Below are 12,849 nucleotides of genomic sequence, written 5' to 3'. Positions count from 1 at the left end.
TATATTATGTGAAAAAATATAAAAAACTAGCGTACTAGTTTTTTATATTTAATTCGTTTGGGCATTAAGTCTCCTCCTAATCGTTTCTTTTTGTTTTCTTCATATTCACTAAAGCCACCTTCAAAGAAGTATACTTGAGAGTCACCTTCAAACGCTAAAATATGTGTACATATTCTATCTAAGAACCAACGATCGTGACTAATAACCACTGCACATCCAGCAAAATTTTCTAATCCTTCTTCAAGAGCTCGAAGTGTATTAACATCTAAATCATTTGTTGGCTCATCCAAAAGTAAAACATTTCCTTCTTCTTTTAAGGTCATTGCCAAATGCAAACGGTTACGTTCTCCTCCCGATAGTAGTTTTACTTTTTTATTTTGTTCGCTTCCGCTAAAATTGAATCTGCTTAAATAAGCTCTAGAGTTTACTTGTCTTCCCCCCATCATGACTAAATCTTGCTCATCACTAAAGTTTTGCCATATTGTCTTTTCTGGGTCTATATTAACATGTGACTGATCTACGTAAGCAATTTGAGCTGTTTCACCAACAGTAAAAGTACCTTTGTCTGCTGTTTCTTCACCCATTATCATTCTAAAAATAGTTGTTTTACCTGCTCCATTTGGCCCAATAATTCCAACTATTCCTGCTTGTGGTAAACTAAAGTTTAGGTCTTCGTATAACAATTTGTCTCCATAGGCTTTACTAATCCCTGAAGCATCAATTACATTTGTTCCTAAACGTGGCCCATTTGGTATATAAATTTCAAGTTTCTCGTCCAACTGTTTTTGGTCTTGACTCATTAATTTATCGTAATTCTTCAAACGCGCTTTTTGTTTTGTTTGACGTCCTTTAGCGCCTTGACGTACCCATTCTAACTCTCGCTCTAATGTTTTTTGACGTTTAGATGCCGATTTATTTTCTTGTGCTAATCGTTTAGATTTTTGGTCTAACCATGAAGAATAATTTCCTTTCCATGGGATGCCTTCTCCTCTATCTAATTCTAGAATCCAACCAGCTACGTTATCTAAAAAATATCTATCGTGCGTTACTGCTATTACTGTTCCTTTGTATTGCGCTAAATGCTGCTCTAACCAATGTACAGATTCGGCATCTAAGTGGTTGGTAGGCTCATCTAATAGTAACACGTCTGGTTCTTTTAATAATAAACGACATAGTGCTACTCTACGACGTTCTCCTCCAGAAAGTACTCCTATTTTTTTATCGCCTTCTGGTGTACGTAGTGCATCCATTGCTATTTCTAACTTAGTATCAAGCTCCCAAGCATTTGCTGCATCTATTTCATCTTGTAAAACTGCTTGCCTGTCCATAAGTTTTTGCATTTTATCTGCATCACTATAGACTTCTTCTAAGCCAAACATGTCGTTAATTTTATTATACTCGTCTAAAATCGCAACAATTTCTGCTGCTCCTTCTTTTACAACTTCTAATACTGTTTTATTTTCATCTAGTTGTGGTTCTTGCTCTAAATAACCAACAGAGTAGTCTTGTAAAAATGTTACGTCTCCTTGATAATTTTTATCTACTCCTGCTATAATTTTAAGTAAGGTAGATTTACCAGATCCATTAAGTCCAAGGATTCCAATTTTTGCTCCATAAAAGAAGCTTAGGTATATATTTTTTAATACTGGTGTATTAGCTCCAGGAAAGGTCTTGGTTAGACCTGCCATTGAGAAGATTATTTTTTTATCGTCAGACATATCTTTATTGGTTATTTTATTGTAATGTAAATTTTACGTTTAGTCTAAAATTAATAATTAAACTCTTCCTTTTAAAGCATTAAACACCCATGCTATTGCAAAAAAACCAATACCTACTGATGCAAATCCCCATCCAGCAACATCATCGTATCTAAAAGCACCTAATGCAATTAATGCTAATCCAACAATTATCATTATAGTGGTAGCCCAAGCTAACACTGTATTCTTATTCATCGCCATCTTTAATTATTTTAAATCTATTATTTTATTTAGGTAATCGCAAATATCGCATTTTTAGACAAAAAAGTACATTATATATCTTACTTTATTAGTTATCGTTCTAAAAAGCCCATTTTTCCTTGTTGATAATCTCTAAGAGCTTCCATAATCTCAGTTTGTGTATTCATTACATATGGTCCCCAAGAGGTTATTTTTTCATTAAACGGTTGTCCTGATAAAAATAATAACTTGCTTCTCTTTAAGACATCTATGGTAAAGCCTTCTCCATCATTATTAAATTCTATAAGTTGATTATCGTTTTTAATTAATTTATTGTTTTTATTAATGTTAACATTCCCATCAATAAGGTATATTAATGCATTATGATTTTTAGCAATCTCAACAGTATGGCTACTATCTTTTTCTGCAGAAATCATATATACATTTACTGGAGTTTGTGTTTTAATTTTACCATAAATTCCATTTAACTCTCCAGCTATAACTTGAATTGTTATTTTTTTATCTTCAGATTTAACTGTATTAAAGCTATCGCCCTCAATATGTTGGTATGCTGCTGGGATCATTTTTTTTTCTGATGGTAAGTTTAACCATAATTGTATACCCTCTAATACACCGCCTTGTTTTACAAATGATTTTGTTGGGCCTTCTGAGTGTATTATTCCTCTTCCTGCTGTAGACCATTGTACATCTCCTGCTTTTACAACACTTTCATTACCTAAAGAGTCTCTATGCAATTGTTCCCCTTGAAGTAAAAAAGTAATTGGTTCAAAGCCTCGGTGTGGATGTGGCCCCAAATCGAAAGGGTTATTTTTTTCATTTATGTCGTAAGGTCCATAATGGTGTAATAATAAAAAGGGATCTATATTCTCTATAATGTTAGTAGGTATGGGTTGTCTTAATTTAATAGGTCCCATATTAACGAAATCACTTCTTCCTACAGTTTTTATTGTATTTAATTTCATTTGTGTGTTTTGTTTTTTATTTTCCATGGAAAATAATTATTTAAAAAAATGCTTTAACGCATTTTATCTAGCAGATTACTTAATTGTTGGGCTTCTTCCTCAGATAGATTTTCTAGTAAATCTTTTTTATAGTCTTTAGAAATGTCATCTAATAACATTAATCCTTTATCTGTTATACTTATATAAACTACTCTTCTATCCTCTGCACAAGGTAAACGTTCTATTAACTGTTTATCGCATAGTTTATCCATTAATCTTGTGGCATTTGGAGAACGTTCTAGCATACGTTCTTTAATAGTTTGTACTTTTATTGGTTTTTTTGCACCTTTTAAAATTCTTAAAATATTAAATTGTTGGGGAGAGATTCCAAAAGGTCTAAAATAGGCATTTTGCTTATTATTTATCCAATTTGCAGTATAAATTACATTTAATAACGCTTTTACTTTATTATTTGGAAAGCTCGAATTAATATCTTTAGACAAATCTCCCATTTAAATTGCTTTTTTAAATTTTTCAATTTTTACAATTAAATCTTCATTTAGGTTTTTATCTAAAATACCATTTTCTGAAAAATTATCATTAAATGATGGTAAAGAAAAATCTGCTATTATGTTTCCGCCCATATAAGGGAATCTACCTTTTGCTATGTCTAAAACGGTTGCTCCTCCTCTTCCACCGGGTGATGTAGCCATTAATAACATAGGTATATTGTTCCATAATTTTCCATCTATACGAGACATCCAATCAAAAATATTTTTAAATACGGAAGCATAGGCTCCATTATGTTCTGCTAATGATAAAACAATACCATCTGAAGATTTTATTTTATCTAAAAATACTTTAGCGTTATCTGGAATACCATGTTGCATTTCATAATCAATGCTATAAATAGGTAATTCATAATCATTAAGGTCTAATACCTCAACATTAACATCTTTAATTTGATTAGCGGTATACTCAGCCAACTGTTTGTTTATAGATTGTTTACTGTTACTTCCTGCGAAAGTTATAATTTTTTTCATTTTTACTTATTAGTTTTTTTATTAAAAATATAGGATACTATTAATAGTATTAAGGCTACTAATGCCCCCGTTTGTTCTCCATCTCCAATCATGTAATGAGCAAAGAAAGCCAAAATAAAAGCAAAAAAGAAACCAGCATAGGCCCATTCTTTTATGATTTTAAAGTTTGGATTCCAAATTGCAAATAGACCAAGTAATTTAGCAACAGCATATGGATAAATAATATAAGTTGGGTACCCAAAGTTGCGAAACATCTGCGAAACATCATCATGATTAAAAAAATACATGCTTACAGAAAATAACATTAACAATGTTAGTAGTCCTGTTGCTGTATAATAAATAATTTTATCTCTTTTCATTTTTGTTGATTTTATTATGCAAATATAGTACTAAATATCAATATATACCTAGGAAAATATTACCCTGTAATTTATTTTAATAAGTATTCGCTTTTAATACATGTTTGGGTTTTGTAAATTCGTGGCAAATAAAAATTTAATATGGACATCAACTTCAATAAAAACGAAGATCACAATAAATTACTATTGTCTAATTTAAAAAGACGTTTAGCCAAAGTAAAACTTGGTGGTGGAGAAAAACGTATTGAGAAACATCATGCTAAGGGTAAGCTAACTGCTCGTGAACGTATAGATTATCTATTAGATAAAAAGTCTAAGAGCATAGAGATTGGTGCTTTTGCTGGTGAAGACATGTACAAAGAACATGGTGGTTGCCCTTCTGGTGGAGTTGTTGTAAAAATAGGGTGTGTAAAAGGCAAACAATGTATAGTTGTTGCAAATGATGCTACTGTTAAAGCTGGTGCTTGGTTTCCTATTACTGGAAAGAAAAATTTACGTGCTCAAGAAATTGCTATAGAAAATAAACTTCCTATTATATATTTAGTAGATAGTGCTGGTGTTTATTTACCTATGCAGGATGAGATTTTCCCAGATAAAGAACATTTTGGACGTATTTTTAGAAACAATGCCGTTATGAGTAGTATGGGTATTACTCAAATTGCTGCTGTTATGGGAAGTTGTGTAGCTGGTGGAGCTTATTTACCAATTATGAGTGATGAAGCTCTTATTGTAGATAAAACTGGTAGTATTTTCCTTGCTGGTAGTTATTTAGTTAAAGCTGCTATTGGTGAGAGTATAGATAACGAAACTCTTGGAGGGGCTACTACACATTGTGAAATTTCTGGAGTTACAGATTATAAAGCTAAAGACGATCATGATGCTTTAGATACGATTAAACGTATTGTGGATAAAATAGGTGATTTTGATAAAGCTGGATATAATAGAGTTGAAGCAAAGAAACCTAAAGATAATCCTGAAGATATTTATGGTATTTTGCCTAAATCTAGAGCAGACCAGTACGATATGTTTGAAATTATTAAACGTTTAGTAGATAATGGAGAATATGATGAGTATAAAGCAGGCTACGGGCAAACCATTATTACAACTTATGCTAGAATAGATGGTTGGGCTGTTGGTATAGTCGCTAACCAGAGGAAATTAGTGAAAACTAAAAAAGGAGAAATGCAATTTGGAGGTGTTATTTATAATGATAGCGCAGATAAAGCCACTCGTTTTATCGCCAATTGCAATCAAAAGAAAATACCTCTAGTGTTTTTACAAGATGTTACTGGTTTTATGGTTGGTAGTAAAAGTGAGCATGGTGGTATTATAAAAGATGGTGCTAAAATGGTAAATGCTGTAAGTAATAGTGTTGTACCAAAATTTACAATTGTTATTGGTAATAGTTATGGTGCTGGTAATTATGCCATGTGTGGTAAAGCATACGATCCTAGATTAATTGCAGCTTGGCCTAGTGCTGAATTGGCTGTTATGAGTGGAAATAGTGCTGCTAAGGTATTATTACAAATAGAAAAAGCTTCTTTAGAAAAACAAGGTGAAAAGTTTACCAAAGAAAAAGAAGAAGAGTTATTTAATAAAATAAAATCGCGTTACGATAACCAAGTTTCTCCATATTACGCAGCTGCAAGAATATGGACTGACGCCATCATAGATCCTTTAGATACTCGTAAATGGATTAGTATGGGTATTGAGGCTGCTAACCATGCCCCAATTGAAAAACCATTTAATATGGGGGTTTTACAGGTGTAATTTATGAATAGATTATTAACTCTTTTAGTTTTTATTATTTTTACCAACTCATTATTGGCTCAAAATAAGTTTGATAGTATTGTTCCACACAAACGTTTATTTAGTTCTAAACAAATTTATAGCTCTAAAAATGTTAGAGAACAAGTTATTATAAGTAACGATACTTTGTATGATAATTATAATTTTTCAGAATTAGAAGATATTAACTATTTAAACCCGTCTGCTTATTCTTATAAAAACATCTTTAAAACTTATCAATTTGCTGTATTTTGTAATTCTACAGAAACATCAAAAACAGTTTACGAACTGAAACAATGGAATACGGCTATTGTTGTATATCTTGATCCTAAATTACCAAAAAGTATAAGAAAAGCCTTTAAAACGTTTTTTTCAAGTATAAATAAACATGAAATTAAAAACCTTAATATTACATTCACAAATAATATAGAAAAGGCTAATTTTTATATTAAAACAAGTTCTGAAACAATTTATACTTATGGAGAAGACTATGTTTTTAATAAAAAAATAGATAAAGAGGAATCTATAACTACTGGAGCTATTTATCATTTATTAACAGATAATAACAACAAATTTTATAGTGGTATTCTATCTGTAAATCCTTCGCAATCTAGAACTGAGACTAAACTATTAAAGCAATTAAAACAAATGTTCTTTATAAGTTTAGGTCATTTTCAATTTAGCAAATATATTGGAAAAGATAGTTTACTAAGTATGGAGTATAATAATTCTAATAAAATTACTGAAAAAGATATAGAGCTTTTACGAATCCATTATGGGGCTATATACGATCAGAGAATTAATGGTACTACATTTAAAAAATTACTTAACATACATAAAGAATGAGATTACTAATTTTATCTTTTATTTTTACATGCTCTAGTTATTCTCAACAAGAAATACATAGGCAAAAAGTTACTACTTATATGCCTATAAGCATGTATAAGACTAAGTACAAAAAGCCTTTAACACAGAAAGATAGTCTCAATTTTAAATTTAAAGATAAAGATACTTTAGTTTTAGTTGAAAACTATAAGCGCCCAGAAGGTGTGCGAGTTCCTTATGAATATAAAGATTCTACATTTTTAAACTATTATAAAAAAGTAGCGTTTAACCATAGTAATGGTAAGTATAGTAAGGATACAAAAATGAAGTACTGGAAAGATGATATTAAGTTATTTTTCTCTAAAAGTATTTCTAAAAAAGAAAGAAAAGAATTAATGTCTTTTGTTAATACTATAAGTTCTCAAATTGATTCATTAAATATCCATCAAGTTAAGCATGTTGAAGACTCAAATTTTGTTATTTATTATAATGGAGATTATGATTATGAGTCTAAATTAGTAGATATAAAAACGTCTGATTACTTGTACTGGAATGGAAAAAATCAACTTTATAGAGCAGCTATTAAAATAGACCCTAATAAATATTTTAACTCTAAACTTAGACTTTATAAATTAAAAGAATACTTTTTTAGTGCTATAGGTTACTTCAAGCGTATTAACGATTTTAATTGCGATAGTTACTTTTCTAATTGTTACTCTTCTAATAAGAATTTATCGGAATTAGATATAGAACTTTTAAAATATCATTATTCTTATGGTATTTGTAAAGGTACAAGCCTAGAAACGTTTGAAGAACAGCATAAAGTGGCTAAAGAGGTTCTTAAAAAAAATAATCATAAAATTAATTTTATACATAAAGATTAAAGCGAAATCTTGTCTTTACATATAAAAAGGAACACTTAAAAAGTGTTCCTTTTTTGTATAATTAATTTTTTAATTGATTCTAAATAGTAATTTTCCCTACAATTTGCTCTCCTTTGTTTTTAGCCAATCTTACTACTTGTACTTCTTTTGTTCTTTTAGCAGTACCATAGTTTTTAAATGTTGTTATTTTCATAAACGTAGGGTTCTCATCGTTTTGTAATACTGCATTATTATAATTTACTTTAATATAATAATCTCCTTTTCTAGCATTACGTAATGTAAATTCTTCTGGTCCATAACCTGTGTTTTCATCTGCTGCAATTTCCCCTCCTATTTGTGTTTTAGGATTTCTATAAAAGCAATCTTCTAAATTAGGGTCTATAACATGTAATTCTATATCTGTATCTGCTCTATTCCAATCGATAACGACTCTTACATCGTAATTAGTGTTTATTTCATTATAACTATCTAAAGTACTTTTATTTATAGTGTTATCATTTTGAATTAAGCTATTAATTTCATTCTTAGTAATATTATTCATTGCAAAAGATTTTTTAGTGTCTTTAGCTTTATAAACGGCATCACTAACTACAGTGTTTAATAATTCGAATGCTTTTTGATTTTTTCCAATTTCTTGGTATGCTAATGCTAAATCTCTATACGATTGTGCATCTTCTGGTTTTAATAATAAAACTCTTTTATATACTGAACTAGCTAACTTATATTTTTTTGCAGCTTCTAATTTGTATCCTAAAGCTTTTAGTAATTCGTAATTATCGTATTCTGATTTAATTATTTCATTTAAAATGGCCTTACTTTCTTCCTCTGCTCCTTTTTTTACAAAGAAATCGTAGACATCTACATAATACCCTAAATTATCTTTATGCTTTTCTTTTAATTCAGCCACATGCATATTATATGCGTCTTCATTTGTTTTAGCTTTAGATAATACTTTTATATAATCTGCTTTATTATTATTCTTTTTAACTTTTAATCTCCCTTTATATTTTACTGCTTTAAGTTTACTGACTTTTTTATTTACTACTGGCAATTTTGAATTATAATCTTTACTTGTTGTTATTACCAATACTCCATTACTTCCTTGGCTACCATATAAAGCAGAGCCAGCGGCTCCTTTAATTACGTTTACACTTTTTACAGATCTTGGATCTATTGTTCTTACAAAATCTGCTGGAGTAATTACGTTATCTAGAACAATTAATACAGAGTTATCACTTTTAAGTGATCTATTACCTCTTAATATTAATTTTACACTTCCATTTTTTTCTAAAACAGTTAAGCCACTTACTTTACCTGCTAAACTACTTAAAACATCAGAGTTATTAGCTTGAGTAAGTAATTTATTATCTATTACTCTATATGCAGAAGTAATTTCATCCTTTTTACGTTCTAAGCCTAAAGTTGTTACTACAACATCGTTTGATTCACTTTCTTTGGGAACCATTGTTATATTAATATTCTTTGGCTCATTTACATAAGCTTCGGAAGTAGAATACCCTTTAAAAGAATAGGTTAAAACTTCTCCAGTATTAACTGCTATAGAATAATTACCATTTACATTAGTTTCTGTTCCTGTTGTTGTCCCTTTTACTAAAATACTTACATTAGGAAATGGGTTCCCGTCTTCATCTAAAATTACTCCAGATACATTAATTTGATCTATAGCAGGAGCATCTTGTCCATAAGCCTGTACTGAGATAAAAGTTACAAGTAAGAGTTTGAATATTGTTTTCATAAGTTAATTAATTTAGTTTAAAGTAAAACTATAATTAAAGATACTAAAAATAAAAAGCAATTGAGTGAAACACTCTTTCTAATGAGTAAACCCTACTTTTGTTTAAGTAAAGTGGATTTCACTTCTTCTTTTATAACTAATGATTCAATGTCTCATTTATCATCTCCAATTTTTATAGTTGGAATGTCTTGAGCATGTACATTAAATGTAACTAACATGAATCATAGCATTCGTAAAACATATTTCATGGTTTTCTGTGCTTTATTAGTCTTTTATAATTGAAATTAATTCTGGCAATAATGTAATTGCAGTTATTAAAACTCCATTATTTTTAGGTTTAGGTTCTGTATCGGTTTTAGTTACTGCTAATGTACTAGATACTGTAGGTTGTTTAGATGTTAACGCTTTTGGGTTTCTAACCATTACTATTGTATTTATTTCTTCTTCATTAAATTGCTCTTGTGCTAGTTTGTAGGCTAATGTAATACCATCTTTATGTTGTTTTGTGATATTAGATTTTATGTCGTTAAGTGTATACAGAATTCTTTTTATTTCTTTTGCTGAAATACTTTCTAAGAGTATACCATTTTGCCCCGAGTACACAACAATAGTAATTGTATCTTCTTTTGTTAGTCTTTTACTTAACAACTTAAAGCTTTGTTGTAAAACGATCTTATCTTCTTGTGAGAAGTTTTTGGTTGTTGTTTCTATTAAAAACAAAGTGTTTTTTACTAAGTTTATTGTATTTTCTTTTGGTTTTTCTGTTGCTGGAAAATAATCTGCTACAAATGTGATTAAGTTATCTATTTCAACAGATTCTGTTTTTAAATTTATGCTTTGTGCATTAACAATAGTTATACTCAATACTGCAATTAGTGTGGTTATTATATGTTTCATAATTTTGTGTTTTAATTACAATAAAGTTATGCTTAAAAAGCACTTTAAAAAACTTATATTGAGGGAACTACTCTTTTTACTGAGGGAAGTTATAAACTAAAAAAAGGTTAAGTATTTACTTAACCTTTACTCTACAAAATAGATTGCAACATATACCATTTACCCACCAGTATTTGGCTAAAAAGCTGCTACACTATTTTACTGTAGAAATTAACCTAATAAATTCTGCTCTGTAGCCATCTTTATCATCGCCTCTTCCTGCTTCTGCTAGAGCTATTACGTCTTCTATTTTTGAGTTATTATGAAATTGCGATGCTCTTAATTGCATTCCGAATAATGCAACCGATGCAGCAAATTTCATATCTTCAGATGCTTCTGTTACTTCATCTTTTGTTATTTGCATGAGTTCTATACTTTTGTCTCCATCTGGTTTTTTATATCTAAACTTAACTGTCATTAATTCATCTGCATATACGTCTGTTATTTTTGTCTTTGTGTATTTTAAATTGGTCACTTCTTTTAAATAATCACTTTTTGAACCTACTGGTATTACTTCGTATAATCCTGTTACGTTATGTCCGCTTCCTAATTCTCCAGCATCTTTAGTATCATCTACAAAATCTTCGTTTGCTAATAGTCTATTTTCGTAACCAATTAATCGGTAGGCTTGTACTTTAGCTGGATTAAATTCTACTTGTATTTTAACGTCTTTAGCAATAGTAAATAGTGTGCCTCCAAATTCTTTTCCAAAAATTAGTTTTGCTTCTTGCATAGTATCTATATATGCATGGTTTCCATTACCTTTGTCTGCCAAGGTTTCTAATTTAGAGTCTTTATAGTTGCCATATCCGAACCCTAAAACGGATAAAAACACTCCTGTTTTTCTTTTTTCTACTATTAACTTTTCCATCGCCTCATTACTCGATGCCCCTACATTAAAATCACCATCTGTTGCTAATATTATTCTATTGTTTCCGCCTTTTTTAAAATGTTGTTGCGCCAATTTGTATGCTAATTCTATGCCTTGTCCTCCAGCTGTAGAGCCTCCTGCTCTTAAATTATCTAATGCTTTTATAATTACGTCTTTATTTCTTCCAGAGGTTGGTTCTAATACTACTCCAGCTGCTCCTGCATAAACAACTATAGCAACATTGTCTTTATCTCTTAATTGATTTACTAATAGTTTAAAAGCCGATTTAAGTAATGGTAGTTTTTTTGTTGAATGCATAGAGCCAGATACGTCTATTAAAAATGTAAGATTAGATGCTGGTAGTGCTTCGTTTTTATATGTTTTGCCTTGTAACCCCACTTTTATCAATTTCGTGTCTTTGTTCCATGGTGTTTTTGCAACTTCTGTATTAATAGAAAATGGGTGTTCTCCTTTTGGTTGCGGGTAATTATAATTGAAATAGTTTACCATTTCTTCTATTTTAACTGCATCTGCTGGTACAAATTGTCCATTATTAATTAAACGTCTCACATTACTGTATGATGCTTTATCTACATCTATAGAAAATGTTGATAATGGCTCCAATACTGCTCTTTTAAATTTATTTTCATGGATTTTAGAGTATGATTCGTTATCCATTTTTACTGACTCTGGCTTTTCTATTTGTTTTATATGTAATTTTTGTTGCTTATTACTTAAGCTTTTATAATTTCCTTTTTTAGTATTTACAACTATAACTCCATTTCCACCTTGCGAGCCATATAATGCTGCTCCTCTAGCGCCTTTAATAACATTTACAGATTTTATTTTTCTAGGTTTTATTTTATTTAGTTCTGCAGTAGTAGCAATTACACCATCTATTACAATTAATGCTTGGTTTCCTTCTGTTATAGAACGATTTCCGCGTAATACAATTTTAGTACCTCTGCTTACAGAGTTAGTGTTTTGCGTTATTTGCAAGCCTGATACTTTTCCTGCTAGACCATTAACTACATTTGGGTTATTTGTTTTGGTTAAGGCTTCTGTTTTTACTTCTTGATATGCATAAGTTACTTCGTCTTTCTTTCGTTTTATACCTAATGTAGTAACGACAACTTCCTCTAAAGCTGTATTATCTAATTCTAGATTAAAGCTTATTGTTTTTGAGTCTCCTACAATTTTATCTGTAGTTTTATATCCTAATGAAAAGTACCTTAATATATTTCCTTTATTGGCTTGTATGGCATATTTTCCATCAAAATCAGTTTGAGTTTTAACTTTTGTTCCTACTTTAACAATAGTTACTCCTGGGAGTGGTGCTCCTAATTCATCTGTTATTATCCCAGATATTGTTTTTTCTTGTGCTTGTAGTTGAAGCGTGAATAACAAGAAAAAGAATAGTCCTGTTATTTGTTTTGCAATAGTTAATGTTTTCATGGCTAATGTTTTAAATTCGAAGTAAAACTATAA

12 protein-coding genes are annotated in these 12,849 nt (G+C 30.0%); 3 read left to right on the top strand and 9 right to left on the bottom strand.

What is annotated here, in order from left to right:
* Positions 1–26: 26 nt before the first annotated feature.
* The 6 genes from ettA to ACVC08_RS04935 form a co-directional block, all read right to left on the bottom strand.
* A complete protein-coding gene (gene ettA, locus ACVC08_RS04960) occupies positions 27–1,718 on the bottom strand; it encodes an energy-dependent translational throttle protein EttA (RefSeq protein WP_452600214.1) in 1,692 nt (563 codons plus the stop codon).
* Between the two features lie 57 nt (positions 1,719–1,775).
* Entirely contained in the window at positions 1,776–1,958 is a 183-nt protein-coding gene (locus ACVC08_RS04955) for a CAL67264 family membrane protein (protein WP_027878875.1), read from the bottom strand.
* A gap of 92 nt (positions 1,959–2,050) precedes the next feature.
* Positions 2,051–2,947, bottom strand: a complete 897-nt coding sequence (locus ACVC08_RS04950) for a pirin family protein (protein WP_452601218.1) — start codon at positions 2,945–2,947, stop codon at positions 2,051–2,053.
* Positions 2,948–2,973: 26 nt separating this feature from the next.
* Positions 2,974–3,411, bottom strand: coding sequence for a MarR family winged helix-turn-helix transcriptional regulator (locus ACVC08_RS04945; RefSeq protein WP_452600216.1), 438 nt, complete (start codon positions 3,409–3,411; stop codon positions 2,974–2,976).
* Entirely contained in the window at positions 3,412–3,942 is a 531-nt protein-coding gene (locus ACVC08_RS04940) for an NADPH-dependent FMN reductase (RefSeq protein WP_452600217.1), read from the bottom strand.
* Positions 3,943–3,944: 2 nt separating this feature from the next.
* A complete protein-coding gene (locus tag ACVC08_RS04935; protein WP_452601217.1) occupies positions 3,945–4,301 on the bottom strand; it encodes a DoxX family protein in 357 nt (118 codons plus the stop codon).
* A gap of 141 nt (positions 4,302–4,442) precedes the next feature.
* Between ACVC08_RS04935 and ACVC08_RS04930 the strand changes: the two genes are divergently transcribed.
* The 3 genes from ACVC08_RS04930 to ACVC08_RS04920 are packed head-to-tail and all read left to right on the top strand — an operon-like array spanning position 4,443 to position 7,798.
* Positions 4,443–6,071, top strand: a complete 1,629-nt coding sequence (locus tag ACVC08_RS04930) for an acyl-CoA carboxylase subunit beta (RefSeq protein WP_452601216.1) — start codon at positions 4,443–4,445, stop codon at positions 6,069–6,071.
* Positions 6,072–6,074: 3 nt separating this feature from the next.
* Positions 6,075–6,935, top strand: coding sequence for a hypothetical protein (locus ACVC08_RS04925; RefSeq protein ID WP_452601215.1), 861 nt, complete (start codon positions 6,075–6,077; stop codon positions 6,933–6,935).
* Positions 6,932–7,798, top strand: a complete 867-nt coding sequence (locus tag ACVC08_RS04920; RefSeq protein WP_452601214.1) for a hypothetical protein — start codon at positions 6,932–6,934, stop codon at positions 7,796–7,798. The genes ACVC08_RS04925 and ACVC08_RS04920 overlap by 4 nt, the downstream gene beginning before the upstream one ends.
* Positions 7,799–7,877: 79 nt before the next feature.
* Here ACVC08_RS04920 and ACVC08_RS04915 read toward each other — a convergent pair whose 3' ends face one another.
* From ACVC08_RS04915 to ACVC08_RS04905, 3 genes are all read right to left on the bottom strand, one after another.
* Entirely contained in the window at positions 7,878–9,554 is a 1,677-nt protein-coding gene (locus tag ACVC08_RS04915; RefSeq protein WP_452601213.1) for a carboxypeptidase-like regulatory domain-containing protein, read from the bottom strand.
* Positions 9,555–9,818: 264 nt separating this feature from the next.
* Complete coding sequence (locus tag ACVC08_RS04910) at positions 9,819–10,451, bottom strand: hypothetical protein (protein ID WP_452601212.1); 633 nt, start codon at positions 10,449–10,451, stop codon at positions 9,819–9,821.
* A gap of 193 nt (positions 10,452–10,644) precedes the next feature.
* Positions 10,645–12,816: a YfbK domain-containing protein gene (locus ACVC08_RS04905; RefSeq protein ID WP_452601211.1), complete on the bottom strand. Its 2,172-nt coding sequence runs from the start codon at positions 12,814–12,816 to the stop codon at positions 10,645–10,647.
* Positions 12,817–12,849: the final 33 nt, after the last annotated feature.

This window comes from Pontimicrobium sp. MEBiC06410, from assembly GCF_053601615.1.
Note: the sequence above shows the minus strand (reverse complement) of the source record. Positions and strands in the feature narration are given on the sequence as shown.